Genomic DNA, 26,929 nt, shown 5'->3' on the forward strand with positions numbered 1-26,929 from the left:
ATGTCTTTTACCTACTCATTCCAGAAAATTTTAGAGTTGAGAAAGCGGGAAAAGGAGCAGAAAGAACAGGAGTATCATCAGTGCGTAGAGCAGTTCGAACGCATGGCCACGGCGTTGTACGAACTGTTAAAACAAAAAGAGCAGATGGAAGAAATGTACAAAGAACAAATGGGCCGAGGCGTGTTTATTCACCAACTCCAGCAAAATGAAAAAGTAATCTTTCAAATGCAGGAGAAGATTCAGACGATTCAGCATCAGACAGACAAGGCCCGTGACATCATGTTTAAAAAAGAAGAAGAAATGCAGACCGCTTCGGTGGAATGGAAAAAGTACCAAAAAATAAAAGAATGGGAAAAAGAGACGCACGAACGCTCTTTAAAACAGGAAGAGGAAAAATTAATGGATGAAATCTCAACGCGGAAGTATGCATTTCGTTGAAATTAGGTGAAAGGGATGGCGAAAAAAGCAAATGAGAATAAAAGTGGAAAATGGCAGTGGTTCTTCCTGATCATTGTTATTCCTGTCATTTTTGCCGTAGTGCTCGGCGGTGTCCTTTTATCTGTTTTAGGAGTAAACGTGGTGGATATGAGTAAAAGCATTGCCTCTGATCTTCCTATCATTTCCTCTGAGGAGGGCGACGAGGAGGAGGAAGGCGAATCACAGGGCGGGGGAGTAACAGCAGAAGATATGGCTGCCAAGGAAGAAGAAATAGCCTCGCTCGAACAGGAATTAGAAGCCCGGGATACCGAAATACGGGAGCTTGAAGAACAGATAGAAACGATGCAGATTGAGCAGGAAACAGAAGATAAGGAAGACGAAGCGGACACGGAACTGCGCGAGCTTGCTCAAGTTTATGAAAATATGGATGCTGCAGACGCGGCAGATATTCTTTCAGAAATGGGAAATGAAGAAATAGTAAGGCATATGTCGGAAATGAGCAATGAGGCGCAGGCGGATATTCTCTCGGAAATGGAGACGGAGACGGCATCCGCACTTATGAGCACACTGGGTCAATAACCAGGAAAGGACGCTTGAAAGGGGGTGAAACAGATGCAGATGCAAATGCTTATGCAGGCACTGCCCACATCAAAAATTTCCAATCAGCAGTGGCAGGACAGCCTGAATGCTGCCGCCGATTCGAAAAAGGGAGGCTTTTTCGACGCACTGGGAAAAGCGCTGCAGGCGGAAATGGCCGGGGACGCCTCACCAGGGAATGGAAGTTCAGAGGTATCAGAAGAAGAGTTGTTCGCTCGTTTTTTTGAAAATGGAGAACAGCTGCTTGAAGAGTTTGGGGAAGAACTAAGGGCTTTATTCGCGGATGGTCCGCTGGAATGGACAAGCGAATTAAAAAATCTGCTGGAAGGTCTTCCGCAGGAAATGCAGGCCCTGGCCGAAATGCTCTCCTCTGCAGAAGAGAAGGAGCGGACCGCTTGGATAGAAGAATCCCTGACACCGACCACAGCCAACGGTGAAACAGAAATGCTGGAGGCCCTGAAAGATTTTCTGGCCGAAAAAGGGGAGACGGAACTGGCTGAAAAAGTAGAAGCGATGAGTTCGGAGGAAGAAACGATGGCTTCCGCCTTAACAGGGCTGATAGCTCTTCTTAATCAGTCTATTCAAGCATCAAACAACGAACCTTCTTTCTCATCAGGCCCGTTCCATCAGCAGTCTTCCGGCTTATTCTCCTCTATATCGTCCCTGGTGTCATCTTTTATAAACGCCGGGAAACAGCAGGATGCTTCTAATCCACAGCAATCGCTGCAGCAGCTGACGCGCTGGATGGAAAATCAGGGACAGCAGCATCAGATGAAGTCTATGGAAGGGCTGACGGAGGCATGGAAAAAATCCTCTTCTGAAAGCGAAACAAAGCAGAATTACCTTCAGCAGCTTCTGAACCGCGGGATGACGTCCTCGGAATCCACAGCATCCAAAGCACAGCCGGCGTCCCTGACGGCACAGGATTCTACCGGCGTGATGGCCAAAGCTCAACAGGCCGTTATTTTTCTGGGTGAAGGGAAAACAGAGCATGCCAGAGCCCAGGAGTTCATGAAACAGTTTCAGGAACTGCTCGGCAAGAGTAATCTTCAGTCGTTCAAAAATGGAACCCAGCAGTTAACGGTAAAACTGGTTCCTGAAAATCTTGGCCGTCTGGATGTGAAGATTGTGCAGCAGAATGGCCAGTTGACCGCTCAATTGATGACAAGCACCAATACAGCCAGGGAAATGGTCGAAAGCCAAATCCATCAGCTGCGGACAGCCTTCCACCAGCAGAACATTCAGGTAGACAGGATTGATGTGGCACAGCAGCAGGCATCCACGTTGCAGGAGGACCATCAGGAACAGGGAGACCAGCAGGAAAACGAGAACGGAAATAGGACCGAAGAGGACATAGCAGAGGAAAACGAGGAATCGTTTGCAGATATGCTGGAAGAATTAACATTTAATGAACAGGTGTAGGTGATTTGGATGGCAAATACAATCCAGGATAATTACGGTGTCCCATCCCAGAAAGAGTCATTAATTACGAATCAAGAGGATTCTGCTCTTGGGAAAGATGATTTTCTGAAGATTTTAATGACCCAGCTGCAGAATCAGGACCCGATGAATCCAATGGATGATAAAGAGTTTGTAGGCCAGATGGCGCAGTTTTCTTCGCTGGAACAGATGACCAATATGACAACAGCCATTACGACCATGGCTCGGGCCCAGCAGAAAGGTTCGCTTGTGCAGCACAGTGAACTGATCGGAAAAACGGTTACCTGGGAGCGAACCTATGAAGATGATAACGGAGTCGAACAAACGGAAGAAGTAGTGAACAGCGTCCAGTCTGTCAGGCAGGACAGCGAAGGGAACATCCGGCTGCTCTTGGACAGCGACCGCTGGATTAACAGTGAACAGCTGATTCAGGTCGATACAGCACCAGCAGAAGAAGAGAACGGCAATGAAGAAGACAGCGGAGAATAAGGGTGACGCTGTTTCTACAGGCAGGAGGCGAACAGTATGAGTTCCGGTATTCAGACGAACGGGCTTCATCAGCTGCCTCATCCGGCAACCTCCCTCCCGAAACAAAAAGCGGACGTAACCAACGACACATCTTTTAAAGAGGTCCTTGCCGGCCAGCTTGAAAAGAAGGCGGAAGCTCTTAAAGTCAGTAAACACGCCGAAAAAAGGCTGCATGACAGAGATGTTCTCGTAACCGATACAGAATGGCAGAGAATCTCGGAAAAAATAGAAGAGGCCCGGACTAAAGGGGTGAAGGACGCGATGGTAGTGACGGACAACAGCGCACTTGTTATCAGTGCGGAGAATAATACCGTCATTACTGCGATGAACCGTGACGAGGCAGCGGAGCATGTCTTTACCAATATCAACGGCACCATTGTTGTGAAAGAATAACCGGCCCGACCTGAAAAGGAAGCCGGCAGACGGCCGACCGACAGACGCCGTCAGAAAACATGAAAAAATGGAGGATGAACAATTATGTTAGCTTCAATGTACTCAGGCATTTCAGGAATGAGAAACTTCCAGCAGAAACTCGACGTCACCGGAAATAACATTTCTAACGTCAATACCTTTGGATTCAAAAAAGGCAGAGCCACCTTTAAAGACATGGTCAGCCAGCAGATCGCCGGCGCCACCGCACCAGATGGAGGAATGGGCGGGTCAAACCCGAGACAGGTAGGTCTCGGTTCGCAATTAGCAAGCATTGATACGGTACAAACACAAGGCAGCTTGCAAAATACAAACAGAGAACTAGATTTAGGTATTTCAGGTGATGGTTTCTTTAGAGTGGGTGACGGGGATGGTAATGAATTTTATACGAGAGCAGGCAATTTTTATTTGGATGAAGAGGGAACACTTGTTAATAGTGATGGATATAACATATTAGATGATGACGGAGACTCCATAACAATAGACTCGGATGCACAAAGCTTTAGTATTGGTTCCAACGGGGATGTAAATATAACTGATGCTGATGGGGAAACCGATGTGGTAGGTACGATAGGTCTTACAAACTTTGCGAACCCGGGCGGGTTGGAAAAAGTAGGAAATAATCTTTTTAATGAAACGGTAAACTCCGGTGATCCACAAGATGGAGCTCCTGGGGAGAACGGTACAGGTGAGCTGGTAGCGGGGACGCTGGAGATGTCGAATGTGGACCTTTCGGAAGAATTTACGGAAATGATTACGGCCCAGCGCGGATTCCAGGCGAATACCCGCGGCATTACGACAGCCGATGAAGTACTGCAGGAACTCATGAACTTAAAACGATAAGCGCAATCCAGTTTAAAAGGAGGTTTGAGCCGGGACGCGCTGCCCGGCTCATCCAATACATATGATTACCTTAACGAAATTAAATGGACAGACATTTTTACTGAATGCCCCCTTAATCGAGCAGGTGGAAGCCTTTCCGGATACCACCCTGACGTTAAGCAACGGCAAAAAAATAGTAGTAAAAGAAAGCATGGAAGAAGTAAACCATCTGACAAGTGCGTTCTACCGCCGGATAGGACTGGTAGGACTGTCAGCAAAAGAGGAGGGCAGATAGGTTGTTTCAACATCGATTAGTGAACATAATGCTCATTATTATTATATCCTTAACCCTTATTGGAGTTGTCGCTCTGGTGCTGTATAATCATTTTTCCACCTCTACTGAAGCCGGGGCGGAACCTTCCATTGAAGAGATTATCGATAACTCCTGGGAGACAGAAGAAATCACAACGAATTTAAGCAGTAATCATTTATTTCGGGGCCGGTTCCGTATTCATGCGGATACAAAAGCCGCCGCTTCTGAATTGGAAAAGCGTGATTTTCAGATTAACAATATCATTATTCATGAACTGGCCGGTTTGTCCGCCGATGATCTGCAAAGCCAGGATGGGATTGACACCCTGGAGGAAACCCTTCGTTCCGAAATTAACAGCATGATGGACGAAGGCAGAATTATACGAGTATATACCACCGAGCGGATGATTCAATAATGGCAAGCTTACGAAGAAAGGGAGGTGAGAAAGTTTGGCGGACGTTCTTTCCCAAGGTGAAATAGATTCTTTATTATCCGCATTATCCACGGGTGAAATGGATGCGGATGAATTAAAAAAAGAAGAAACCGAAAAAAAGATAAAAACCTATGATTTTAAACGCGCGCTTCGGTTTTCCAAAGACCAGATCCGCAGTTTATCCCGTATCCATGAAAATTTCGCAAGACTGCTGACGACAACTTTTTCCGCCCAGCTTCGAACCTTTGTCCAGATTTCTGTCGCATCTGTTGATCAGCTGCCTTATGATGAGTTTATCCGTTCCATTCCTAAGATGACCCTTTTGAATGTATTTGACGCTTATCCTCTGGACGGGCGTCTGTTGATGGAAGTAAATCCCAATATTGGGTACGCTATGCTCGACCGCCTTCTCGGCGGTAAAGGAACGAGTTTAAACAAAGTCGATAATTTAACCGAAATCGAAACAAAGATTATGACCCAGGTTTTCCAAAGTATGCTGGAAACGTTTCAAAGCGCCTGGGAGTCTGTATTGGAAATTGATCCGCAGATGAAGGATATTGAAGTAAATCCGCAGTTTCTGCAGATGGTTTCTCCCAATGAAACGGTAGTAGTTATTTCGTTATCTACCACGATTGGTGAAACAACCGGGATGATTAATATCTGTCTGCCTCATGTGGTGCTGGAGGAAATCCTTCCAAAATTATCGGTGCACTACTGGATGCAGACAAAAAAGAAGGAAAGAGACCCGCACGAAGCACAAGAGCTGCAGCAAACGGTCAAAACCGCACCACTTACGCTGCAGGTGATTCTGGGAAACTCTGAAATTTCGATTGAGGAATTTTTACAGCTCAACCATGGGGATGTACTTGAACTGGATCAAAATATTCATGAGCCTCTGGCCGTCCGTGCCGGGGGAGAACCAAAATATTATGCCCAGCCCGGGCAATGGAAAAATAATATGGCGGTTCAAATAACAGAAGAAATAAAGGAGGGGGACCATAATGAATGATGATATGCTCTCTCAGGAAGAGATTAACGAATTACTGAAAAGCGTCGGAGGAGACGAAGAGGATTCTTCTGCAGCAGGCGGTGTTGACGAAAGCGGTGAAACCGACAGCCCCGGGGAAGCGGCAGGAGAGTTAAATGTAGAGGACTATTTATCAACCATGGAGCAGGATGCGCTTGGGGAAATTGGTAATATTTCTTTTGGCAGCTCTGCCACCGCTCTTTCGCAATTATTAAACCAAAAAGTGGAGATTACGACACCGGTTGTGTCGGTTATTCAAAAAGACAAGCTTGATGAACAATTTCCCCATCCAAATGTAGCTGTTCATGTTCAATACACAGAAGGATTTGAAGGGACGAATCTGCTGGTCATCAAAAATAAGGATGCGTCGATCATTGCCGATTTAATGCTCGGAGGAGACGGTACCAACCCGGCCGAGGAACTGGATGATATGCACATTAGTGCGGTACAGGAAGCGATGAATCAAATGATGGGATCGGCTTCCACCTCCATGTCTACGATTTTTAATAAACGCGTGGACATCACACCGCCGGGAATCGATTTAATGGACGTAAAAAATTCGGAAGGGACGGGGAATATTCCTGACACGGATACCCTCACCAAAATATCGTTTCGTTTAATTATCGGGGACTTAATTGACTCCTCGATTATGCAGCTTGTGTCCGTCCCGTTTGCCAAAGAAATGGTGGAAAATTTAATGAACCCGCCTGAAAATGAAGAGGACACGGCAGCCCCGCCGGAAAATGAAATCACGGCGCAGGAGCCCCGGCAGACAGCGGCCCCTCCTTCGAGCGACACCCCTGCGGCATCCCAGTCCCAGACATCGCAGCAGCCGCAGCAGGATCGGTTTGTTGGCGGACAGAATCCATCCAGAAATGTACAGGCGGCGGAGTTTTCTTCGTTTGAAGGCCCTTCTTTAAATGAAAATGAATCAAAAAACCTGAATATGCTGATGGACATACCGCTGGAAGTAACAGTGGAGCTGGGACGGACCCAGCGCTCGATCAAGGATATACTCGACTTCACCCAGGGCTCTATTATCGAGCTGGACAAGCTTGCCGGGGAACCGGTAGACATTCTGGTGAATCAAAAATTGGTCGCGAAAGGCGAAGTTGTCGTCATTGATGAAAACTTTGGCGTCCGGGTGACGGATATTGTGAGCCAGGCTGATCGGATTAAAAAACTAAAATAACAAATATTCAAGGAGGAAAGTCTCGTGGCACACTCGGTATTAATTGTAGATGACGCTTCTTTTATGCGGATGATGATTAAGGATATTTTAGAGAAAAATGATTTTACTATCGCCGGCGAAGCCAAAGACGGCCAGGAAGCAGTAGATTTGTATAAGGAGACGTCTCCGGATCTGGTGACGCTCGATATTACCATGCCGGAAATGGATGGAATAACCGCCCTTAAGGAAATTCAAACCTTTGACCCAAATGCAAAAGTCATTATGTGCTCCGCCATGGGGCAGCAGGCGATGGTCATTGATGCGATTCAGGCGGGAGCCAAGGATTTTATCGTCAAACCATTCCAGGCGGAACGTGTACTGGAAGCAATTAATAAAACCCTTGCCTGAGTAAGGGGCGGAGGAATATAGAATGAAGTTGAAGCAAAAATGGGTAGGCCTGGTTCTCCTTCTTCTCGCCTGGACGTTTCTTCCGGCTGCGGGGCTGGCCGCTCCCGGGGAAAGCCGGACGATAAATGAAATGCTTGATGATAGCCGGGAAGGTGAAAATACCGGCACAGAAGAAGAAAACCGAGCCGAAGAGTCGGGTCCGCAGGAAACAGAAGCTGATGCGGGCAGTGACGTTGAAATGATGGAAGAGACCAGCCTTGCGTCGATGCTCTTCCGGCTTGTGATGGCTCTGGCTGCTGTGATAGCCATTATGTACTTTCTGCTTAAGTTTATAAACAAACGGTCACAAAGCTTTCAATCCCATAAAACCATGCAGAACATGGGCGGTGTGCCGCTTGGACAAAACAAATCGGTACAGCTGATCAAAGTAGGGGACCGGCTTCTCGTCGTAGGAGTTGGAGATTCCATACAATTGCTGAAAGAAATTGAAGAAGCAGAGGAAATGGAAGAGCTCCTGGACAGCAATCGAGCCGGCAGGAACGAAACAGGATTTTCTAAAATTCAGGAGCTGCTTCGAAATCCCTTATCCAAATCGGGGAACCAGCTGCCGTCTTCCTCCTTCCGGGAAGTGTTGGAAGGCGAGCTCGGAGAGATGAAAGCTGTCAGAAAAAAAGCCCGCCGGCGTTTAAAGGAGCATGAGCAATGATTTTTGCAATCCCGGGCCTGGATCTTGGAGGCCTGATAAGTGATGATCCATCTGATTTAACAACTAGTTTACAGCTGATCTTTTTAATAACGATCCTGTCGCTGGCTCCGGCTATTTTAATTTTAATGACGTGTTTCACCCGGATTGTGATTGTTCTTTCCTTTGTGCGCATGGGTCTGGCTACCCAGCAGATGCCGCCGACCCAGGTGTTGATCAGTCTCGCTTTGTTTATGACGTTTTTCATTATGGCCCCGGTGTTCTCGGAGGTGAACGAAGAAGCGTTGACGCCGTTGTTGAACGGTGAAATGAATCAGGAAGAAGCATTTGATGAAGCAGCGGCTCCAATGAAAGAATTCATGTCGGAACATACCCGAGAAAAAGATTTATCCCTGTTTATGGGCTATGCCGGTATGGAACGGCCGGAAACACTGGACGATATCCCCTTGACCGCGCTGGTTCCGGCATTTGCCATCAGTGAGCTGAAAACCGCGTTTCAAATTGGATTTCTAATATTTATCCCATTCTTAGTGATAGATATGATTGTCGCCAGTGTCTTAATGTCGATGGGGATGATGATGCTTCCGCCCGTTATGATTTCCCTGCCCTTTAAGATATTGTTGTTTGTCCTTGTGGATGGTTGGTACTTAATCGTGGAATCGCTCTTAACCAGTTATTAGAAGGTGATGAATATATGACGGCTGAAACAGTCATCAGCCTGGCGGAAAACGGGGTATGGACCGTATTTCTCGTAGCGGGGCCGCTGCTTGTCGTAGCACTTTTGCTTGGCTTCGGCGTTGCGATCTTTCAGGCAACGACCCAAATCCAGGAGCAGACTCTGGCATTTATCCCGAAAATCTTAGGTGTGCTGGCAGCATTGGTCATTTTTGGACCGTGGATGCTGCAAATGCTGACAGACTTTACTTATCAGATACTTAGTAATCTTACAGAATATACAAGGTAGGCCTTATGAATATTGAATGGTTAAACCAACTGCCGGTTTATTTATTAGTCCTTATCAGGGTGCTGGCGTTTTTCACCAGCATGCCCTTATTTTCATATCGGAATGTTCCTGCTCATTTTAAAGTAGGCTTAGGTGCTTTTTTTGCATTTATTATTGTTTTCACCCTGGATGTTCCTGAAATGAACATAGACAGCACCTATATTCTGCTTATTTTTAAAGAAATGCTGGTCGGGCTTTCGATCGGCTTAATCGCAGGAATTATGATATATGCTGTGCAGGTGGCGGGGATGTTCCTTGATATAGCACTTGGATTTCTGGTTGCTAACGTAATCGATCCCCAAACAGGGGCCCAGAGCCCGCTGATGGGCGGATTTTTATATACATTCACGCTTTTGTTTCTATTAGCAGTGGACGGGCATCATCTGATTCTGGATGGTATTTATTATAGTTATGAATTTATCCCGATTGAACAGCTTCAGCTCCCGTTTGGAGAAGAAGCGGTTGCCTATCACGTCCTGGAATCATTCAGCACGATGTTTATGATCGCGTTTCAAATGGCGTTTCCGATTGTAGGCTGCCTGTTTTTAACGGATGTTGCCCTTGGAATGATGTCCCGGGCGGTGCCGCAGATGAACGTTTTTGTGGTCGGGCTGCCGCTCAAAATATTTGCCGGCCTGCCTTTGCTGGCAGTGACCATCCCTGGTTTCTTTATGGCGGTGGACCATTTGTTTGATGAAATGTTTGATGCCATGCGGACTTTGATGGAAATGCTTGGAGGAGCTTAATGTGAAGTTAACCCTGGATCTGCAATATTTTCAGCAGGAAAAAACCGAAAGAGCCACTCCAAAAAAGAGGCAGGAAACGAGAGAAAAGGGCCAGGTGGCAAAAAGTACGGATGTGAATACAGCGCTGATTTTATTAGCGGTCTTTTTATTCATGTTTATCTATGCCCGGGTTCTTGGCACTCATCTTTATGATACGATGCAGACCGTTTTTACAGAGTACATGTTATGGGAGATCACGGAAGAAACGATCCCTGCCATTTTTCATGAACTTGCCCTGGAAACCGCTCTCGTTATCGCACCGGTGATGCTGGTGGCTCTTGTGTTTGGGGCCGGCGCTTCGATGCTGCAGGTTGGATTTTTATTTTCGCCGGAAGCAATTAAGTTTAAACCTTCCAAAATAAATCCGCTGAGCGGCATTAAACGGATTTTTTCCGTAAGAGCCCTGGTAGAGTTTTTGAAATCGATGCTTAAGATCACCCTGGTCGGTACACTCGCCTTTACGATAATCTGGCTGAACTTAGACTCGCTTATGTTTTTGAATCAAAAAAGTGTGGCGGATGGGTTTGGAGAGATTTCCAGATTGACGGGTTTAATCGGGGTCTGTGTAGCGCTTCTTCTGCTTTTCTTATCGATTCCCGATTATTTATACCAGCGCCACGATCATGAAAAGCAGATTAAAATGTCTAAGCAGGACGTCAAAGATGAAAATAAGAAGATGGAAGGCGATCCGCAGATTAAATCAAAACGGCGCAAGCAGCAGATGGATATGGCGACCCAGCGTATGATGCAGGAAGTGCCGCAGGCTGATGTTGTTATTACGAACCCTACTCATTTTGCGGTGGCCTTATCCTACGAGGAAGACAAAATGGCTGCCCCAAAAGTTACTGCTAAGGGAGCAGACTTTGTAGCTTACCGCATTCGAACCATTGGAAGAAGGAACGATGTGATTCTTGTCGAAAACAAACATTTGGCCAGATCATTATATGATCAAGCGAATATTGGGGATGAAGTCCCGGAAGAACTGTTTAAAGCCGTAGCAGAAGTGCTGGCATACGTGTACCGGCTTAAAAACGAGCTGGTGTAATTAATTGGAATGAGAAAAAGGAGTATCTTTATGGGCACAAGAGAGTTTTCCGTTTTATTTGGCGTTATATTAATTGTCGTGATGTTAATTATCCCGCTTCCAACCTTTATGCTGGATATTTTGATCATTACCAACATATCTCTTGCCCTCGTTATTATTTTAGTCTCGATGAATACGAAAGAGCCGCTGGAGTTTTCCATTTTTCCGACATTGCTGCTTTTGGTTACATTGTTCCGTCTCGGTTTGAACGTATCAACGACCCGTTCCATTCTTGGAAACGCAGAGGCTGGGAATGTGATTAACACCTTTGGAAATTTTGTGGTAGGAGGCAGTCCCCTTGTCGGTTTTGTTGTGTTTCTCATTCTGATTATTATCCAGTTTGTCGTCATTGTGAAAGGTGCGGAACGTGTATCCGAAGTCGGAGCCCGTTTTACCCTCGATGCGATGCCCGGGAAGCAGATGAGCATTGATGCTGATCTTAATGCGGGGATGATTTCGGAACAGCAGGCAAAACAGAGACGGGAAAAAATAGAAGATGAAGCTGATTTTTACGGCTCCATGGACGGGGCGAGCAAATTTGTAAAAGGAGATGCGATTGCCGGGATTGTTATCGTCATTATTAATCTTATTTTTGGCCTGGTGATCGGCATGGTAGAGCACGGTATGGGACTCGGAGATGCAGCCAATACCTATACGCTGTTAACTGTCGGGGACGGACTTGTCAGTCAGATTCCCGCGCTGCTGGTATCCACAGCCACCGGTATTGTCGTGACAAGAGCGGCTTCTGAAGGAAATCTCAGTCAGGATGTAACGAGCCAGTTATTTGCCTTTCCGAAAATGCTTTATATCGCTGCCGGTGCCATCTTTCTGCTTGGCCTGCTGACACCGATAGCCATTCTGCTCACAACGGCAATTGCCGCGGTTCTTGCTGTCATGGGATACATGATGAGCCAGGCCGACCAAAAAGCGGTGGAACAGGAAGATGAGCCGGAAGAAGAACGAGAAGAAGAAGACTTAAAATCTCCGGAAAATGTAGTAAATCTATTAACGATTGATCCTATTGAGTTTGAATTCGGTTATGGATTGATTCCACTTGCTGATACGAATCAGGGAGGAGACCTGCTGGACCGGGTCGTCATGATCCGAAGGCAGCTGGCACTTGAACTGGGGATGGTCGTTCCTGTCATCCGTATACGGGACAATATTCAGCTGCAGCCCAATGAATATGTTATTAAAATGCGGGGAAATGATGTGGCAGGAGGAGAATTACTGCTTGATCACTACATGGCGATGAGCCCGGGAGTGGAGGATGAAAATATAACCGGGATTGAAACGACCGAGCCGGCCTTTGGTCTGCCTGCTCTCTGGATCGGGGAAGAAATGAAAGAGCAGGCTGAACTAGCTGGGTATACTGTGGTAGATCCACCGTCCGTTGTATCCACTCATTTAACCGAAGTGATCAAAGCTCATGCTCACGAGCTTCTCGGCAGAGAAGAGACAAAACAGCTGGTCGATCATCTAAAAGAAACATACCCAACCCTGGTGGAAGAAGTAACGCCTAATCCTCTTTCTCTGGGAGAAATACAAAAAGTACTCTCCAATCTATTACAAGAAAAAATATCGATTCGGAATCTGCCCACTATTTTTGAAACGTTGGCCGAATATGGAGCGTTGACGAAAGATATGGCACTGGTGACAGAATATGTCAGACAATCGCTGTCCAGACAAATTACAAAGCAGTTTAGCGTACCCGGCGAACCCCTTTATGTCGTTACCATGAGCAGCCAGGCCGAACAAAAAGTAGCGGATGCTGTCCAGCAGACGGAACACGGTAACTTTCTTGCCATGAACCCGGAAGATTCTCAAAAACTGGCAGAAAACATCGGCCAGGAAGCGGAACGGCTGTCGGAAATGGGACAAACTCCTATTCTTCTCTGCTCTCCCGCCGTAAGAATGTACATTCATCAATTAATAGAACGGTTTTTCCCGCAGGTACCGGTTTTATCCTACAATGAACTGGAACCTAATGTGGAAGTACAGAGTGTAGGGGTGGTGAACGTATAAATGAAAGTGAAAAAATTTACAGCAAAAAATATGCCCGAGGCCATGACGAAGGTTCGGTCCGAACTTGGGGAGGATGCTGTGATTTTACATTCAAAATATGTCGATTCGGGAGGATTTTTCGGTTTTTTTACGAAGAAAAGCATAGAAGTCGTTGCTGCAAAAGATGAATCACCGGCTCCTGCCGCTTCAAAACAGAAACGGGAGGTAAAAGAGAAGCCTGCGGCAGCGGAAGCTCCGCCAAAGGCAAAGGGGGATCTGCAAAAAGAGGTCACTGAACTGAAGGAAATGATCGCGGCGCTGGATAAAAATAAACATACGACGCCAAGCGGTTATCCGGTTCCTGTTCAGAACATCGAAAGGGTCCTGGAGGAACAAGAAGTGGAGGATCACCTTGTTCAACAAATCTTGAAACAGCTGCTGGCAGACTGGTACCGTGCTGCAGACGTCCCAAGCCGGGCCAGTATAACACAATGGACGAAAGCGCATATCCAGGAGATGCTTGCCTCCATTGACATGGGCCCTGTCCTTGCTTCGAAACCGTGGATTAACCTCGTCGGGCCTACTGGAGTTGGAAAAACGACAACGGCAGCGAAGATTGCTGCCCACTGCCATTTGGAAGAGAAGAAAACAGTCGCTTTTATTACAACCGATACTTATCGGATCGCAGCGGTGGAACAATTAAAAACGTATGCGAAAATACTGGACGTTCCCGTAGCAGTAGCCTATTCCATAGAAGATTTCAGAGAGGCAAAAGAAAGGTTTGCGGACAAAGATTTGATTATCATAGATTCGGCAGGGCGCAATTTTACCAATCCCCAATATGTCAAAGAACTTCAAAAAATCATTGACTTTGATGAGGATATGCAGACGTACCTTGTCCTCTCTCTTACATCAAAATATAAAGATATGAAAAAGATTTTTGAACAGTTCTCTTTGATTTCCATTGATCGATTTATTTTCACAAAAAAAGACGAAACGTTCTCCTATGGGGCCATGCTTAATTTGATGACCGCTGCCAATACTGGTGCTGCTTATGTCACGCACGGACAGAGTGTTCCGGATGATATGGAAAAAGCAGATAGGGAGAAGATGAGTGAATGGATTGTTGAGGGATACGGGGATGAATGATCAGGCGCATAACCTCAGGCGGGTGCTGGAACAAAAAGAGAATACCGGCTTGAAACAGACAAGAGTCATTTCGGTGATCAGTGGAAAAGGCGGGGTGGGTAAATCTAATTTTTCATTGAATTTTGCGATAGGCCTGGCGGAAAAGGGAAACAAAGTTGTTTTGTTTGATCTTGATATTGGGATGGCTAATCTTGATATTCTGCTTGGTATTCATACGTCGGGAGATATCGTTGACATGATAGAGAATGAAAAATCGATCTGGGACATTATGGAGCCAGGCCCATACGGATTACAAATCGCTGCCGGAGGTTCCGGCCTGACTGATATATTTGAAATGACCCCTTCCAAAAAAGACCGGTTTTCCCGGCAGATGGCGATGCTGGAAGGGGCGTTTGACTATATTATTTTTGATATGGGAGCCGGCGCGGACGCAGATAGCATGAGTTTTATTCTGTCTTCCCATGAAACCATCGTTATTACCACCCCGGAACCGACTGCAATTACAGATGCTTATGCCATGATCAAGCATTTACATATGCAGGATCCTTCCCTTACCGGATCCATTTTGGTGAATCGGGCGGAATCGAAAAAAGAAGGGGCGGGGACAGCGGAAAATCTGCAGCGGGCCGCCAAACGTTTTCTTAACAAACCGCTGGGCATTTTAGGGAGCCTGCCTCAGGATAAACATGTATTGCAGGCGGTAAAAAAGCAAGAGCCCTTTTTGCTGGCTTTTCCTTCTTCCCCCGCGGCCAAAGCACTCCGCCAGTGTTTGGAGGTTTACACGGGGAAACATGAAAACGTGGAAAAAGGGGAAGGCGCTTCCTACAAACGGTTTATCGGACAACTGAAAAGCTTTCTGAAAAGGGGGGAACAGGAATGATCCATGTGCTGGTGGTAGATGACTCTGCGTTTATGAGAAAACTCATCAGCGATTATATAAATGAAGAAACGGATATGACGGCGCAAGATACGGCCAGGAATGGAAAAGATGCGATCAAGAAAATCGGTCAGAAAAGCTATGATGTGATCACACTGGACGTAGAGATGCCGGAAATGAACGGAATCGAGGCCTTAAAAACAATAATGAAGGAAACGCCTCTGCCTGTCATTATGGTCAGTTCCCTTACCATAAAAGGCGCGCGTCAGACTATAGAGGCAATGGAAGTAGGAGCTGTTGATTTTGTAGCGAAGCCTTCGGGGTCTATCTCTTTGGATCTGCATCATGTAAAAGAAGAATTGATCCATAAGATAAGGACAGCGGCAGAAGTGGATATGAGGGCTCAAAGGTTTAAAACGCCGTCCCCCGCGCCACTGAAGGAAGCATCTTCAGAGACCCTTCCCGTTCTTCCAGAGAAAAAGATTATGTCAATTGCTGCTTCCACAGGAGGCCCGAAAGCATTGCAGCTTTTGCTGCCCGTACTTCCGGAGGATTTTCCGGCGCCTGTATTTGTAGTACAGCACATGCCCCCGGCCTTTACGCGCTCTCTGGCAGAACGGCTGGATCAGCTGAGCAGGCTGCACGTCAAAGAAGCAGAAGACGGAGAAATCGCCAAACGGGGAGTTGTTTATATTGCCCCCGGGGGAAACCATTTAAGCGTTCGGAAAATGGGGAGATCACTTGTCAATGAGCTTTCCTGCACCCCTCCTGTCAACGGCCACCGGCCTTCAGCCAATGTCCTTTTTTCTTCCTTATCCCAGATATCAGACTATGGACATATAGGAGTAGTTTTAACTGGGATGGGCTCGGACGGGGCAGATGGTTTATCGAAAATGAGAGCCGCCCAGTCCTGTTTTATTATAACAGAATCGCAAAAAACCTCTGTTGTATACGGTATGCCGAAAGTGGCAGCAGAAAAAGCGAAGTCAGATCGTATTCTCGATATTGAAAATATTGCCGGGTTTTTAACGGCTCATTTTTCTCCCGGACAAGGGAACAAAGGTGGATGGATATGAGTTTAACAGACGAGATCAAACCAATGCATCTGGATGTACTTCGGGAGGCTGGGAATATCGGAGCTGGAAACGCCGCCACGGCACTATCCCAGCTGTTAAATAAAAAGATAGATTTGAATGTTCCTTCCGTCAGGATCGTTGACTTTCAGGAAATGCAGAATATGGCCGGCGGAGAGGAAAAAGTGGTGGCTGCTGCCTTTTTAAGAGTAACAGGTGAAGCGCCGGGAAGTATGTTTTTGATTCTTCAAAAAGAGGAAGCGGAAGAACTGGCGTTTTCTTTAACGGGGAAAGAAGTGAATATCATTGATGATTCTTTTGACGAACTGGCTGCTTCTGCGCTGAGAGAACTTGGCAATATTCTGGCTGGCGCCTACCTTTCCGCTTTGGCTGATTTCACCTCTATTTCCATGCAGCCATCCGTGCCATCCCTTGCTGTTGACATGGCGGGGGCCATCATTAGTGCCGGCCTTCTGGAGATTTCCCAGGCCGGCGATTATGCGATTGTCATTGATACCGTTATGGAAGAGGCCGGCAAGGAGGAAGCAGCCAATGCAAATGGGCAATTCTTTCTGCTGCCTGATCCGGAGGCCTTTTATAAAATATTTCAATCTCTTGGAGTAGAATGGAATGACTAAAATTCAGGAAGGACAGGTCGTGAAAGTAGGGATGGCGGATTGGAAAATGGCTGCTGCTCCGGATACGGTCAGAACTTCCGGATTGGGCTCATGCATTGGGACGGTTCTTTACGATGAAAAACAACAGCTGGCTGTTCTGGCTCATATTATGCTTCCTGATTCCGGGATGGCTGGAAATAAAGAAATAAATCGCGCCAAGTTTGCAGACACCGCCCTTGCGGATATTTTTTCCGTATTACAGAGGAAGGGATGCCGGATGGGACAATTAAAAGCAAAACTTGCCGGGGGGGCGCAGATGTTTTCGTTTTCTTCCGGGAGCGAAATGATGCGGGTCGGCCCCCGAAATGCAGAAGCTGTCAAACAGATCCTGAGGAACTGTAACATACCGGTCACGGCAGAGGACACAGGTGGGAATAAGGGAAGAACGATTGAATTTGACCCTCAAACAAATAAACTTTCCATACGCACCGTAAATCAAGGAGAGTCGTATATCTAATGATATTTGATTCCTGGGCATCCCAGTACAGGAGAGAAAAGCTAAAAGTATGAAAGGAGGCCGATCATGCCGAATTCAAGTTCTTATGATCATCAGCAATGGTGGGATAAATGGCTCGAAAACGAAGATGATACAGCGGCAAATAAACTAGTGGAAGCCTATATGCCTCTTGTTAACTATCACGTTCAGCGAATTGGCTCCGGTCTCCCAAAAAATGTATCAAAAGAAGAGTTGTTAAGTCATGGCTTAAGCGGGCTGTACGACGCCATGAAAAAATTTGATGTATCGAGAAACCTGAAATTTGATACGTATGCCTCCTTCCGGATCCGGGGGGCCATTATTGACGGGCTGAGACAGGAAGACTGGATGCCGAGGTCGCTTCGTGATAAATCAAAAAAAATAGAGGAAACAATGGAAAGTCTGGAACAGCAGCATGGTCGTTATGTATCCGAAGAAGAAGTAGGCCGGGAACTTAGGATGAATGCGGAGGAGGTTCGAAAAGTAGTAACCGAGACTTTTTTTGCTAACATGCTTTCCATTGATGAAGAAACACCAGAGGGAGAACGGGAGGAAACATACCGGGCTTCGATAGAAGATACTTCTTCCCCTTCGCCGGAAGATGTGCTTGTTCAATCCACGTCGTTTCATGAACTGGCTGAAGTGATGGAACAGCTCTCCGATAAGGAGAAAACAGTGATAGGACTGTTTTATCAAGAAGAAATGACGTTGACCGAAATCGGTGAGATTATGGAACTGTCTACCTCAAGAATTTCGCAGATTCATTCCAAGGCACTGTTCCGCTTAAAACAGGCACTTCTTAAAAAAGGAAATGTTTGATATAATTATTTCAAATTAATTGCACGATAAAGCCATCTCTTTTTATGGCCGATAAGAGAAGAAGGGCAAATTCCTGACAAAGAAGGCTTGATAATATGGAAGAGAATATTCGTGATTATTTCAAAGTAAAGGTGTCAGAAGACAAGCTTTCCGCCCAGGTGATAGCGATGGCACCGCCCGAAGATGCCGTATGGAGTTATACGGAGTGGGAAGCGTTTTTGAAAGATGAGGGGGTCACCTTCGGCCTCATTGAAAAAAACATCACACGAATTAGTCAGGACCCTCAATCTGTCGTTTATCCATTGGAAATAGCAAAAGGAACTCCTCCCGGGCATGGAGCTTCTGCTTACATCAGACCTGCTGATTTTTATTCGGAAAAACAGCAGGGGGAAACAGAAAATATAGATTTAAAAAACGTTATAGACATACCAATGGTGGAAGCCGGGGATTTCACCGGAGAAAAGGTGGAAGCGGAACCAGGGAAAAATGGAACAGCAGTGGATGGAGAAGAATTAAAGGGCAAAGACGGGCTGGATTTTGTACTCCGCCCCGGCAAAAACACAAGACTGGAAGGAAATGCTGTGTATGCTGTGGAATCCGGACAGGTAAGCGTGCAGAAAAAGACCATTCATGTTTACCCTCTTTATGAGGTGAATGGTGATATTGATCTGAAAACAGGTAATATTGATTTCACAGGCAATATAACAGTACGAGGAAATGTGCCATCGGGGTTTGAATTAAAATCCAAAGGGGATATCCGGGTATTTGGCACAGTGGAGGCTGCCTTTCTTGAAGCACAGGGATCTATTTATATTTCTGCAGGTGTTACAGCTCAGCAGAAGGGTTCCATTAAGGCGGGACAAGATATACACGCTACATATTTAAACGAAGCCAACGTCTCAGCCGGTGCCAATGTCCATGTAAAACAGGCGGTGATGCACAGTTACTGCCAGGCTGGAGACAGTGTGTACTGCGATGGCTCCAAGGGCCAGGTCGTGGGGGGGATGATTTCTGCTGTGAACCACATCAAGGTAAAGGAAGCTGGGAATACGATGAATACCCCGACTTCTTTTTATATCGGGATCCCTCATGATCAGGTAAAGCGCCAGAAAGCATTGGAATCGGCTCTTTTGGAAGCGAAGGAAGAAAGTGGAAAAGTAACCAGCCTTCTCCGGGCACTGGAACAAAAAGAAAAAGAAGGGGACGGGCTTTCTTCCAAGGAACGGGTGATGAAATTAAGGGCAAAAAACACCCTCGATGCTTCGAAACATAAAGCAAGAGACGCTGCCGAAGATCTGCAGGAAATGCTTCATGTTTCCCAGAACGTGGATAGTGGTACAATAACCGTAGAGAAAAAGCTGCATTCCAATGTGGATATTCATTTTGGAAAATACCGGCGTAAAATCAATACAGCTTATGAGAAAGCAACGATTTCTTTTCAACAGGGAGAGATAGACCTCAGCGTCGTTTAATCTATTTGAGGAGGCGGAACAATGAGCTGGAAAGCAGTGGAATTGCAAGTCGCCCTTCCGAGAACCCAGGAGGCCGGGAAACTACAGGAACAGCTTCAACAGCGGGGGCAGGCTGCTCAGGACAGGTTAGCAGCCGAACAGGAAAAAAACCATGAAAAACAGCGGACAAAGGTAACCGATAAGCAGGAAGCGGAAAAAAACAAATTTAATAATCAGGAAGGAAATCAGGAAAAGCATACGCCGCCTTTTTTAACTTCAAAAGTCAAAGACACGGAGGAAAGGGAGGCAGAGTCTCATCCTTATAAAGGTAAATCTATTGATATAACAGGGTAGGAATTGAATATGATGATTGTGTTACTGGTACTTAGTCTTGCGCTGCATGGGTTCACTTTTTTTCTTTTTATTCTTGTTTATCAGCAGCTGCAGGGGGTTAAAGAAGAACGCCGCCAATTATATGGCATGAAAGAAGACATGGAAGAACTGTTAAGCGGGTATACGGAAGAGATGAAACGGGAAAACCAGGAGCTGAAAATGTATTTCAACCAGCAGGAATCCTCCCGGGAGTACCATTTTGACGCCCAGGGGACTGCGGTTAATAAAAATACCCGGGAGAACGAGAAACAGAAAGAAGAGGAACCGGCCTTCTTTCCCCCGTTTTCAGCGGAAGAAAATGAATTCCCTCCTCCTGAAACAAAAGGGAAAGAGCAACTCGAATCTTCAGACCAGGCGAAGGTACTATCGCTGGCTTCCCAGGGACTATCCAGGGATGAAATAGCAAAAGAGCTTAATATTGGCAAAGGGGAAGTAGATTTGTTTTTGAAATTTTATCAATAAATCGCTTATGCGATCTTGCTTTGCTCCTGGACGTATGGTATATTAATCCACGGTGTTATCACACACGTCGTGCTGATTTAGGTAAGGGTGCCCGTTTCCGTGGGTCTTATCTGAAAACGAAGCAGGCGGAGGAAAAACCAAAAGGAGGATTTTAGAATGGCAGTTATATCCATGAAACAACTGCTTGAAGCAGGGGTGCACTTCGGTCATCAGACACGCCGTTGGAACCCGAAAATGAGCCGTTACATCTTCACGGAAAGAAACGGCATTTATATCATCGATTTGCAGAAAACGGTGAAGAAAGTAGAAGAAGCGTATAATTATGTCCGCGATATTGCAGCAGACGGCGGGAAAATTCTGTTCGTCGGTACAAAAAAGCAGGCACAGGATTCTGTGCGTGACGAAGCGAAGCGTTCCGGTATGTATTATATTAACCAGCGCTGGCTTGGCGGCACATTAACCAACTTTGCGACAATCAGAAAAAGAATTGCCCGTTTGAAAGATATTGAAAAAATGGAAGAAGATGGAACCTTTGATGTCCTCCCGAAAAAAGAAGTAATGCTTCTCAGAAAAGAAATGGAACGATTGGAAAAGTTTCTGGGCGGCATCAAAGAGATGAACGAGCTGCCTGATGCGATTTTCATTATTGATCCCCGTAAAGAAAGAATTGCAGTGGCAGAAGCTCATAAGCTTGATATTCCAATTATCTCGATCGTAGACACAAACTGTGATCCGGATGAGATCAACAAGGTCATTCCGGGGAACGATGATGCCATTCGTGCGGTACGCCTTCTGACATCTAAAATGGCGGACGCTGTTATCGAGGCAACACAGGGGGCCGCGGAGGAACCAGTGGAAACTCCGGCCGAAGAAGAGGCGCCTGCTGCTGAAGAAGTCTCGGAATCAGCACCGGAAGCAGAAACAGAAAAAAATGAGGAAGAAAGTCTTTCCTAATTTCTATAAGGGCTGCCTGTCTCTCAGCAGGAACCCAAATCGGTGACCACAAAGGGTGATAAAAGGGGAGAGCCCTTTTTTCACCCTTTTTCTTAACCGAAGGGCAGGATAAACGATAAATGGGTGGAAATGAAAAAGGAGGAATATGATATGGCGATTTCAGCCAGCATGGTAAAGCAGCTAAGGGAACAAACTGGTGCAGGGATGATGGACTGCAAAAAAGCATTAACAGAAACAGACGGTGATATGGAACAGGCTGTCAATTACCTTCGGGAAAAAGGAATTTCCAAGGCGGCCAAGAAAGCGGACCGCGTGGCAGCAGAAGGCTTAACCTATGTTACAAGCAGCGGAAATAAAGCTGTTATTGTGGAAGTGAACGCAGAAACAGATTTCGTAGCTAAAAATGAAAATTTCCAAAGCCTGGTTAAAACAATTGCTGACTTTCTCCTCGACAAAGAGCCGGCTGATGTAGAATCGGCTCTGGCTGTGGAGGTGGAGGAAGGAACAACGCTGGAAGGATTTATCAACGATCAAATTGCAAAAATCGGTGAAAAAATATCACTGCGCCGTTTCCAGATCCTTCATAAAAATGACAATGCCGCTTTCGGTGAATACCTCCACATGGGAGGAAGCATCGGCGTCCTGCTGTTGGTAGAAGGAACAACAGATCATACGATTGCAAAAGACCTTGCGATGCATGTAGCTGCTATTAAACCAACGTATGTATCCAGGGAAGAAGTACCTGCTGAAGAAACGGAACAAGAGCGTGAAGTGTTAAAACAGCAGGCTTTGAATGAAGGAAAACCGGAGCATATCGTCGAAAAAATGATAGAAGGCCGTTTAGGCAAATATTTTGAACAAATCTGCCTGCTTGATCAGGAATTTGTAAAAGACACAGATCAAAAAGTCAGTCAGTACGTGAAAGACCAGGGAGTTACCGTGAATACATTCCTCCGCTATGAAGTGGGAGAAGGTATTGAAAAGAAAGAAGATAATTTTGCGGAAGAAGTTATGTCCCAAGTCAAAAAATAATAAGAAAAACAGGGGCTTTCAGGCGAAGCTTTTTCACTGGTCAGTACGGCAGCGCCGCCGTTTCGGGCGTTTGGCGGCTGCCTTTGAGAAAGGCCGCTCAGCCCCTTCTTTATGGAATTTTTCATGATGCACCTCTCAAGGAAACGCATAAGGAAACGGGGGTAAAATGTGGGCAAATATAATAGGGTGATTCTAAAATTAAGCGGTGAAGCACTTGCAGGAGAACAAGGCTACGGGATCGATCCTAATGTGATTCAATCTATTGCTTCCCAAATTAAAGAAATTGTAAAATTGGAAGCAGAAGTAGCTGTCGTTGTCGGCGGCGGTAACATTTGGAGAGGACTGGCTGGAAGTTCAAAAGGAATGGACCGTGCCACCGCGGATTATATGGGAATGCTGGCCACTGTTATGAACTCTCTGGCTCTGCAGGATAGTCTGGAAGATAATGATGTGGAAACCAGAGTACAGACCTCAATTGAAATGAGGCAGGTGGCGGAACCATACATACGCAGAAAAGCGATTCGTCACTTGGAAAAAAAGCGGGTTGTGATTTTTGCCGGAGGGACCGGGAATCCATACTTTTCGACGGATACTACAGCGGCGCTTCGTGCAGCGGAGATAGAAGCCGAAGTCATCCTTATGGCGAAGAACAGAGTGGACGGGGTGTATGATGCGGACCCTTCTTATGATGTCAATGCGAAAAAATACAATCAGCTGACTTATTTAGATCTGTTAAACGGTGGTCTTGGAGTGATGGATTCTACCGCTTCTACACTGTGTATGGACAATGATATTCCGTTGCTCGTTTTCTCTATTATGGAAGAAGGCAATATTAAAAAAGCGGTTCTTGGAGAAGATATTGGAACCATGATCAGGGGGAAAGAATAATGGCGAATGAAAAAATAAAAGAAACAGATCAAAAAATGCAGAAGTCGGTGGACTCTCTTCATAAAGAACTTGCCACCCTCCGTGCCGGCCGGGCCAACCCATCCATGCTTGATAAAGTGATGGTCAATTATTACGGCGCAGATACACCTTTAAATCAGCTGGCGACGATTTCTGTACCGGAAGGGCGTCTTCTCGTTATTACTCCTTTTGACAAATCTTCCATCGGTGACATTGAAAAAGGAATTCAAAAGGCAGATCTTGGTCTTTCTCCAAACAATGACGGGAATGTAATCAGGATTAATATCCCTTCCTTAACCGAGGAGCGCCGGAAAGAATTAAGTAAGCTTGTGAAAAAATATGCTGAAGAAGCCCGGGTCGCGGTTCGTAATATTCGCCGGGATGCAAATGATGAGTTTAAAAAGCAGGAAAAACAAGGGGATATCCCTGAAGATGACATGCGCAAACTGCAGGACGAAGTGCAGAAAATTACCGACAAGCATGTCAACGCTATCGATAAGGCGGCAGAGAATAAAGAACAAGAAATCATGGAAGTTTGATGCAATTCACGTTACAATGAAAGCATGCTTGTGAACCCTCTTCTTACCAGAGGGTTTTTTTGCACCGCTTATAAATCATACAAAAGCAGCATACAGCAGCACAAAGAATGAATAAACTTTTACATAGAGTTGTGAAACAATAACAAAGGCTGGTGTCCTGATAAATGGATCGATTTTTTTTCAATACCGACGTCAACACAGATAAAAAAAATATGCTGTTGGATCAGGACAATATTCCCTCCCACATTGCTATTATTATGGATGGAAATGGCCGCTGGGCGAAACAGAAAGGTCTGCCTAGAGTTGCGGGCCACCGGGAAGGGATGAAAACGATAACAAATGTGGTGGAAAAAGCAAATGACATAGGAATTCAGTTTTTAACGCTGTATGCTTTTTCCACGGAGAATTGGAAACGCCCAAAAACGGAAGTAGATTTTTTAATGAAACTTCCGGAACGTTTTCTTGATAAAGAACTGCCTGCCCTACAAAAGAATAACGTAAAGGTAAAAACGATTGGTGATCCTTCGCTTCTTCCGCCTCATACCAAGCAGGCAGTTGATAAGGCTGTGCGGGAGACGGAAAATAACTCTGGCCTCGTATTGAATTTCGCCCTGAATTACGGAGGGCGTCATGAATTGGTAGAAGCGGTCAGGAAACTGGGCCGGGAGGTAGAGCATGGTCATTTAAAACCGGAAGATATCACGGAATCGCTGTTTTCAGACAGGTTGTTAACCTCTGAAATTCCAGATCCGGATCTGCTCATCAGAACAAGCGGGGAAATAAGGCTTAGTAATTTTATGCTTTGGCAGCTTGCCTACAGTGAATTTTGGTTTACCGAGGTGTTGTGGCCGGATTTTAACGGCGGACATTTGGTTGAGGCTGTCCAGAGGTACCAGCAGCGTAAGCGCCGTTACGGTGGTGTATAGATGGAGGATATACTATGAAACAACGCATGATTACAGGAGTGGTGGGAGCCATAGTACTGCTTAGTGTTGTCGTTATAGGCGGACTGGTTTTCACACTGGCCATCGCGGCAGTCGCTTCCATTGCGATGCACGAACTGTTAAAAATGAAACAAATTAAAACCTATTCCTTTATGGGTCTGGTTAGTTTTCTGTTTATGTGGATACTGCTGGTCCCGGAAGCATGGATGGATATCCCCCTTTTTCAGCACGTTTCCAAGGTTGAACTGTTTTTAATGATGATACTGCTGCTGCTGGCTCTTACTGTAGTCACGAAAAATACGTTTACTTTTGATGAGGCAGGTTTTGTCATCTTATCTTCTGTCTATATCGGCTACGGTTTTTATCATCTTCTTTTAACTAGAAATGTGGAAGAAAACGGACTTGTTCTTGTTTTTTTAGTATTATTTATTATATGGGCAGCAGATTCAGGCGCTTTCTTTGTTGGGAAAAAATGGGGGAAGCATAAACTGTGGCCTGAAATCAGCCCTAAAAAAACGGTGGAAGGATTTGCCGGTGGAATCATAGCGGCTGGAATGATAGGAGCAGTCTTTCATCACTTTTTTCCTGTTTTTTCGTCCTGGATGGTTTTGGCCGGTTTTATCGTTGTTACCTCGGTATTTGGACAACTGGGTGATTTGGTAGAGTCGGCTTTAAAACGCCATTATGCGGTGAAAGACTCAGGGAAAGTGCTCCCAGGACACGGGGGTATTCTTGACCGCTTTGATAGTTTAATTTTTGTACTCCCGGTATTACATTTTTTACATTTTTTCGGTTGAAATTGGACAAACCTTTTAATATTAGGAACAGGGAGGACTCATGAAAAATATAGCACTGATTGGCTCAACGGGATCGATTGGTCTTCAGACACTGGACATTATCAGAAAACATCCGGATCAGTTTCGTGTGGTCTCGATAGCTGCCGGCAGAAATGTGGACAGGGTTATGGAACAAATCCGCGAATTTCAGCCGTTAATAGCGGCAGTGGAAAGAAAAGAAGACGCAGATAGAATAAAACAACACATAAACGGAAATACAAGCATACATCACGGAAAAGAAGGCTTGATTGCTGCGGCGGTCCCTCCCGATGGAGATTTGCTGATGAATGCGGTTGTTGGAAGTCTTGGACTGGAACCAACCCTGCAGGCGGTGGAGGCAGGGATGGATATTGGAATAGCAAACAAGGAAACCTTGGTTACAGCCGGCCACCTTGTTATGGAAAAAGCAAACACTCATCAAGTCCGTGTGCTTCCTGTGGATAGTGAACATTCCGCGATTTTTCAGTGTTTGGAAGGAAATGAGCAAAAAGAAGTAGAAAGACTGATTCTAACAGCTTCCGGAGGAAGTTTCCGGGACAAAACGCGGGAGGAACTAAAAGGAGTATCCGTAAAGGAAGCCCTGCATCACCCAAATTGGAGCATGGGGGCAAAAATCACCATTGATTCCGCTACGATGATGAATAAGGGGTTTGAAGTAATTGAAGCCCAATGGCTCTTTGATGTTTCTTATGATGCGATTGATGTGCTGCTTCATAATGAAAGTATTATTCATTCCCTCGTCGAATATCAGGATAAAAGTGTTATAGCTCAGTTAGGAACGCCTGATATGAGGGTCCCTATACAATATGCGCTTTCTTATCCGCAAAGGCTTGAATTAGACGATACAAAAAGGTTAAACTTATGGGAAATAGGGGAACTTCATTTTTCCAGGCCGGATTTTGACCGGTACCGTTGTCTTCGTTTCGCCTATGAGGCGGGAAGAACAGGCGGCACCATGACAACGGTTTTGAATGCTGCTAATGAAGAAGCCGTCTCTGCCTTTTTAGATGGAGAGATAACCTTTCTTTCGATAGAAGATAGAATAGAAGAAGCGATGCAGCGGCATCAAACAGTGAAGAACCCCGATCTGTCAACAATCCTTGACGTGGACAAAGAGACAAGAGCGTATGTAAGCTCTCGAATAAAATGAAGGTGGG

The 26,929-nt window shown here is 45.7% G+C and carries 33 protein-coding genes; all 33 read left to right on the forward strand.

What is annotated here, in order from left to right:
• Positions 1-438 (forward strand): flagellar export protein FliJ, encoded by a 438-nt coding sequence (gene fliJ / locus G475_RS0109300; RefSeq protein ID WP_026701061.1) that lies wholly within the window; start codon positions 1-3, stop codon positions 436-438.
• 15 nt (positions 439-453) lie between these two features.
• On the forward strand, positions 454-1,017 hold the full coding sequence (locus G475_RS0109305) for a MotE family protein (RefSeq protein ID WP_035710750.1): 564 nt from the start codon (positions 454-456) through the stop codon (positions 1,015-1,017).
• Between the two features lie 33 nt (positions 1,018-1,050).
• A complete protein-coding gene (locus G475_RS26315) occupies positions 1,051-2,457 on the forward strand; it encodes a flagellar hook-length control protein FliK (RefSeq protein ID WP_026701063.1) in 1,407 nt (468 codons plus the stop codon).
• 9 nt (positions 2,458-2,466) lie between these two features.
• Positions 2,467-2,964: a flagellar hook assembly protein FlgD gene (gene flgD / locus G475_RS0109315; RefSeq protein WP_026701064.1), complete on the forward strand. Its 498-nt coding sequence runs from the start codon at positions 2,467-2,469 to the stop codon at positions 2,962-2,964.
• A gap of 36 nt (positions 2,965-3,000) precedes the next feature.
• The gene (locus tag G475_RS0109320; RefSeq protein WP_026701065.1) at positions 3,001-3,396 is read left to right on the forward strand and encodes a TIGR02530 family flagellar biosynthesis protein; all 396 of its coding nucleotides are present in this window, start codon (positions 3,001-3,003) and stop codon (positions 3,394-3,396) included.
• An 84-nt stretch (positions 3,397-3,480) separates the two neighbouring features.
• On the forward strand, positions 3,481-4,275 hold the full coding sequence (gene flgG / locus G475_RS0109325; protein WP_026701066.1) for a flagellar basal body rod protein FlgG: 795 nt from the start codon (positions 3,481-3,483) through the stop codon (positions 4,273-4,275).
• Positions 4,276-4,336: 61 nt separating this feature from the next.
• On the forward strand, positions 4,337-4,549 hold the full coding sequence (locus G475_RS0109330) for a flagellar FlbD family protein (RefSeq protein WP_026701067.1): 213 nt from the start codon (positions 4,337-4,339) through the stop codon (positions 4,547-4,549).
• A 1-nt stretch (position 4,550) separates the two neighbouring features.
• Positions 4,551-4,982 (forward strand): flagellar basal body-associated protein FliL, encoded by a 432-nt coding sequence (gene fliL / locus G475_RS0109335; RefSeq protein WP_026701068.1) that lies wholly within the window; start codon positions 4,551-4,553, stop codon positions 4,980-4,982.
• A 34-nt stretch (positions 4,983-5,016) separates the two neighbouring features.
• Positions 5,017-6,009: a flagellar motor switch protein FliM gene (gene fliM / locus G475_RS0109340; RefSeq protein WP_026701069.1), complete on the forward strand. Its 993-nt coding sequence runs from the start codon at positions 5,017-5,019 to the stop codon at positions 6,007-6,009.
• Positions 6,002-7,219, forward strand: coding sequence for a flagellar motor switch phosphatase FliY (fliY, locus tag G475_RS0109345; RefSeq protein ID WP_035710754.1), 1,218 nt, complete (start codon positions 6,002-6,004; stop codon positions 7,217-7,219). Before fliM ends, fliY begins: the two co-directional genes overlap by 8 nt.
• Before the next feature lie 24 nt (positions 7,220-7,243).
• Positions 7,244-7,606, forward strand: a complete 363-nt coding sequence (locus G475_RS0109350) for a response regulator (RefSeq protein WP_026701071.1) — start codon at positions 7,244-7,246, stop codon at positions 7,604-7,606.
• 22 nt (positions 7,607-7,628) lie between these two features.
• Positions 7,629-8,312 carry a flagellar biosynthetic protein FliO gene (gene fliO / locus G475_RS24635; protein WP_051302365.1) on the forward strand — a complete coding sequence of 228 codons (684 nt, stop codon included), beginning with the start codon at positions 7,629-7,631 and terminating at the stop codon, positions 8,310-8,312.
• On the forward strand, positions 8,309-8,989 hold the full coding sequence (fliP, locus tag G475_RS0109360) for a flagellar type III secretion system pore protein FliP (protein WP_026701072.1): 681 nt from the start codon (positions 8,309-8,311) through the stop codon (positions 8,987-8,989). The genes fliO and fliP overlap by 4 nt, the downstream gene beginning before the upstream one ends.
• A gap of 14 nt (positions 8,990-9,003) precedes the next feature.
• Positions 9,004-9,273 (forward strand): flagellar biosynthesis protein FliQ, encoded by a 270-nt coding sequence (fliQ, locus tag G475_RS0109365; RefSeq protein WP_026701073.1) that lies wholly within the window; start codon positions 9,004-9,006, stop codon positions 9,271-9,273.
• Between the two features lie 5 nt (positions 9,274-9,278).
• Positions 9,279-10,058, forward strand: coding sequence for a flagellar biosynthetic protein FliR (fliR, locus tag G475_RS0109370; RefSeq protein ID WP_026701074.1), 780 nt, complete (start codon positions 9,279-9,281; stop codon positions 10,056-10,058).
• 1 nt (position 10,059) lies between these two features.
• A complete protein-coding gene (gene flhB / locus G475_RS0109375; RefSeq protein ID WP_026701075.1) occupies positions 10,060-11,142 on the forward strand; it encodes a flagellar biosynthesis protein FlhB in 1,083 nt (360 codons plus the stop codon).
• A gap of 30 nt (positions 11,143-11,172) precedes the next feature.
• Positions 11,173-13,206, forward strand: coding sequence for a flagellar biosynthesis protein FlhA (gene flhA / locus G475_RS0109380; protein ID WP_026701076.1), 2,034 nt, complete (start codon positions 11,173-11,175; stop codon positions 13,204-13,206).
• Positions 13,207-14,334 (forward strand): flagellar biosynthesis protein FlhF, encoded by a 1,128-nt coding sequence (gene flhF / locus G475_RS0109385; RefSeq protein ID WP_026701077.1) that lies wholly within the window; start codon positions 13,207-13,209, stop codon positions 14,332-14,334.
• Positions 14,300-15,214, forward strand: a complete 915-nt coding sequence (locus G475_RS0109390) for a MinD/ParA family protein (protein WP_233275758.1) — start codon at positions 14,300-14,302, stop codon at positions 15,212-15,214. The genes flhF and G475_RS0109390 overlap by 35 nt, the downstream gene beginning before the upstream one ends.
• A complete protein-coding gene (locus G475_RS24640) occupies positions 15,211-16,287 on the forward strand; it encodes a protein-glutamate methylesterase/protein-glutamine glutaminase (protein WP_035710760.1) in 1,077 nt (358 codons plus the stop codon). Before G475_RS0109390 ends, G475_RS24640 begins: the two co-directional genes overlap by 4 nt.
• Positions 16,284-16,922 (forward strand): chemotaxis protein CheC, encoded by a 639-nt coding sequence (locus tag G475_RS0109400; protein ID WP_026701079.1) that lies wholly within the window; start codon positions 16,284-16,286, stop codon positions 16,920-16,922. The genes G475_RS24640 and G475_RS0109400 overlap by 4 nt, the downstream gene beginning before the upstream one ends.
• Positions 16,915-17,418, forward strand: a complete 504-nt coding sequence (locus G475_RS0109405; protein WP_026701080.1) for a chemotaxis protein CheD — start codon at positions 16,915-16,917, stop codon at positions 17,416-17,418. Before G475_RS0109400 ends, G475_RS0109405 begins: the two co-directional genes overlap by 8 nt.
• A 66-nt stretch (positions 17,419-17,484) precedes the next feature.
• Positions 17,485-18,255, forward strand: coding sequence for a FliA/WhiG family RNA polymerase sigma factor (locus G475_RS0109410; protein ID WP_026701081.1), 771 nt, complete (start codon positions 17,485-17,487; stop codon positions 18,253-18,255).
• A 95-nt stretch (positions 18,256-18,350) separates the two neighbouring features.
• Positions 18,351-19,727, forward strand: coding sequence for a DUF342 domain-containing protein (locus tag G475_RS0109415; RefSeq protein ID WP_026701082.1), 1,377 nt, complete (start codon positions 18,351-18,353; stop codon positions 19,725-19,727).
• Positions 19,728-19,748: 21 nt separating this feature from the next.
• Positions 19,749-20,060, forward strand: a complete 312-nt coding sequence (locus tag G475_RS24645; RefSeq protein ID WP_035710765.1) for a hypothetical protein — start codon at positions 19,749-19,751, stop codon at positions 20,058-20,060.
• Between the two features lie 9 nt (positions 20,061-20,069).
• Positions 20,070-20,561 (forward strand): helix-turn-helix transcriptional regulator, encoded by a 492-nt coding sequence (locus G475_RS0109425; RefSeq protein ID WP_156911662.1) that lies wholly within the window; start codon positions 20,070-20,072, stop codon positions 20,559-20,561.
• A gap of 156 nt (positions 20,562-20,717) precedes the next feature.
• The gene (gene rpsB, locus G475_RS0109430) at positions 20,718-21,515 is read left to right on the forward strand and encodes a 30S ribosomal protein S2 (protein ID WP_026701084.1); all 798 of its coding nucleotides are present in this window, start codon (positions 20,718-20,720) and stop codon (positions 21,513-21,515) included.
• A 150-nt stretch (positions 21,516-21,665) separates the two neighbouring features.
• Entirely contained in the window at positions 21,666-22,547 is an 882-nt protein-coding gene (tsf, locus tag G475_RS0109435) for a translation elongation factor Ts (RefSeq protein ID WP_026701085.1), read from the forward strand.
• A 168-nt stretch (positions 22,548-22,715) separates the two neighbouring features.
• On the forward strand, positions 22,716-23,435 hold the full coding sequence (gene pyrH, locus G475_RS0109440) for a UMP kinase (RefSeq protein WP_026701086.1): 720 nt from the start codon (positions 22,716-22,718) through the stop codon (positions 23,433-23,435).
• Complete coding sequence (gene frr, locus G475_RS0109445; RefSeq protein WP_026701087.1) at positions 23,435-23,992, forward strand: ribosome recycling factor; 558 nt, start codon at positions 23,435-23,437, stop codon at positions 23,990-23,992. Before pyrH ends, frr begins: the two co-directional genes overlap by 1 nt.
• Before the next feature lie 164 nt (positions 23,993-24,156).
• Positions 24,157-24,918, forward strand: a complete 762-nt coding sequence (locus G475_RS0109450; protein WP_026701088.1) for an isoprenyl transferase — start codon at positions 24,157-24,159, stop codon at positions 24,916-24,918.
• 14 nt (positions 24,919-24,932) lie between these two features.
• A complete protein-coding gene (locus tag G475_RS0109455; RefSeq protein ID WP_026701089.1) occupies positions 24,933-25,733 on the forward strand; it encodes a phosphatidate cytidylyltransferase in 801 nt (266 codons plus the stop codon).
• A gap of 40 nt (positions 25,734-25,773) precedes the next feature.
• Positions 25,774-26,922, forward strand: coding sequence for a 1-deoxy-D-xylulose-5-phosphate reductoisomerase (locus G475_RS0109460; RefSeq protein WP_026701090.1), 1,149 nt, complete (start codon positions 25,774-25,776; stop codon positions 26,920-26,922).
• The last annotated feature ends 7 nt before the right edge of the window (positions 26,923-26,929 follow it).

The organism is Salibacterium aidingense DSM 18341, assembly GCF_000429685.1.
GTDB lineage: Bacteria > Bacillota > Bacilli > Bacillales > Marinococcaceae > Salibacterium > Salibacterium aidingense.

Excerpts from the sequence above, each read along its gene's own strand:
- G475_RS0109425 (WP_156911662.1), top strand. The coding sequence starts at position 20,070 with ATGATGATTGTGTTACTGGTACTTAGTCTTGCGCTGCATGGGTTCACT.
- flhF (WP_026701077.1), top strand. The coding sequence starts at position 13,207 with ATGAAAGTGAAAAAATTTACAGCAAAAAATATGCCCGAGGCCATGACG.
- G475_RS0109320 (WP_026701065.1), top strand. The coding sequence starts at position 3,001 with ATGAGTTCCGGTATTCAGACGAACGGGCTTCATCAGCTGCCTCATCCG.
- fliO (WP_051302365.1), top strand. The coding sequence starts at position 7,629 with ATGAAGTTGAAGCAAAAATGGGTAGGCCTGGTTCTCCTTCTTCTCGCC.
- fliJ (WP_026701061.1), top strand. The coding sequence starts at position 1 with ATGTCTTTTACCTACTCATTCCAGAAAATTTTAGAGTTGAGAAAGCGG.
- G475_RS24640 (WP_035710760.1), top strand. The coding sequence starts at position 15,211 with ATGATCCATGTGCTGGTGGTAGATGACTCTGCGTTTATGAGAAAACTC.
- rpsB (WP_026701084.1), top strand. The coding sequence starts at position 20,718 with ATGGCAGTTATATCCATGAAACAACTGCTTGAAGCAGGGGTGCACTTC.
- G475_RS24645 (WP_035710765.1), top strand. The coding sequence starts at position 19,749 with ATGAGCTGGAAAGCAGTGGAATTGCAAGTCGCCCTTCCGAGAACCCAG.
- flgD (WP_026701064.1), top strand. The coding sequence starts at position 2,467 with ATGGCAAATACAATCCAGGATAATTACGGTGTCCCATCCCAGAAAGAG.
- G475_RS0109415 (WP_026701082.1), top strand. The coding sequence starts at position 18,351 with ATGGAAGAGAATATTCGTGATTATTTCAAAGTAAAGGTGTCAGAAGAC.
- tsf (WP_026701085.1), top strand. The coding sequence starts at position 21,666 with ATGGCGATTTCAGCCAGCATGGTAAAGCAGCTAAGGGAACAAACTGGT.
- flhA (WP_026701076.1), top strand. The coding sequence starts at position 11,173 with ATGGGCACAAGAGAGTTTTCCGTTTTATTTGGCGTTATATTAATTGTC.
- G475_RS0109305 (WP_035710750.1), top strand. The coding sequence starts at position 454 with ATGGCGAAAAAAGCAAATGAGAATAAAAGTGGAAAATGGCAGTGGTTC.
- G475_RS0109330 (WP_026701067.1), top strand. The coding sequence starts at position 4,337 with ATGATTACCTTAACGAAATTAAATGGACAGACATTTTTACTGAATGCC.
- fliY (WP_035710754.1), top strand. The coding sequence starts at position 6,002 with ATGAATGATGATATGCTCTCTCAGGAAGAGATTAACGAATTACTGAAA.
- frr (WP_026701087.1), top strand. The coding sequence starts at position 23,435 with ATGGCGAATGAAAAAATAAAAGAAACAGATCAAAAAATGCAGAAGTCG.
- G475_RS0109460 (WP_026701090.1), top strand. The coding sequence starts at position 25,774 with ATGAAAAATATAGCACTGATTGGCTCAACGGGATCGATTGGTCTTCAG.
- G475_RS0109450 (WP_026701088.1), top strand. The coding sequence starts at position 24,157 with ATGGATCGATTTTTTTTCAATACCGACGTCAACACAGATAAAAAAAAT.
- flgG (WP_026701066.1), top strand. The coding sequence starts at position 3,481 with ATGTTAGCTTCAATGTACTCAGGCATTTCAGGAATGAGAAACTTCCAG.
- G475_RS26315 (WP_026701063.1), top strand. The coding sequence starts at position 1,051 with ATGCAGATGCAAATGCTTATGCAGGCACTGCCCACATCAAAAATTTCC.
- fliP (WP_026701072.1), top strand. The coding sequence starts at position 8,309 with ATGATTTTTGCAATCCCGGGCCTGGATCTTGGAGGCCTGATAAGTGAT.
- G475_RS0109455 (WP_026701089.1), top strand. The coding sequence starts at position 24,933 with ATGAAACAACGCATGATTACAGGAGTGGTGGGAGCCATAGTACTGCTT.
- G475_RS0109405 (WP_026701080.1), top strand. The coding sequence starts at position 16,915 with ATGACTAAAATTCAGGAAGGACAGGTCGTGAAAGTAGGGATGGCGGAT.
- fliQ (WP_026701073.1), top strand. The coding sequence starts at position 9,004 with ATGACGGCTGAAACAGTCATCAGCCTGGCGGAAAACGGGGTATGGACC.
- G475_RS0109400 (WP_026701079.1), top strand. The coding sequence starts at position 16,284 with ATGAGTTTAACAGACGAGATCAAACCAATGCATCTGGATGTACTTCGG.
- G475_RS0109410 (WP_026701081.1), top strand. The coding sequence starts at position 17,485 with ATGCCGAATTCAAGTTCTTATGATCATCAGCAATGGTGGGATAAATGG.
- fliR (WP_026701074.1), top strand. The coding sequence starts at position 9,279 with ATGAATATTGAATGGTTAAACCAACTGCCGGTTTATTTATTAGTCCTT.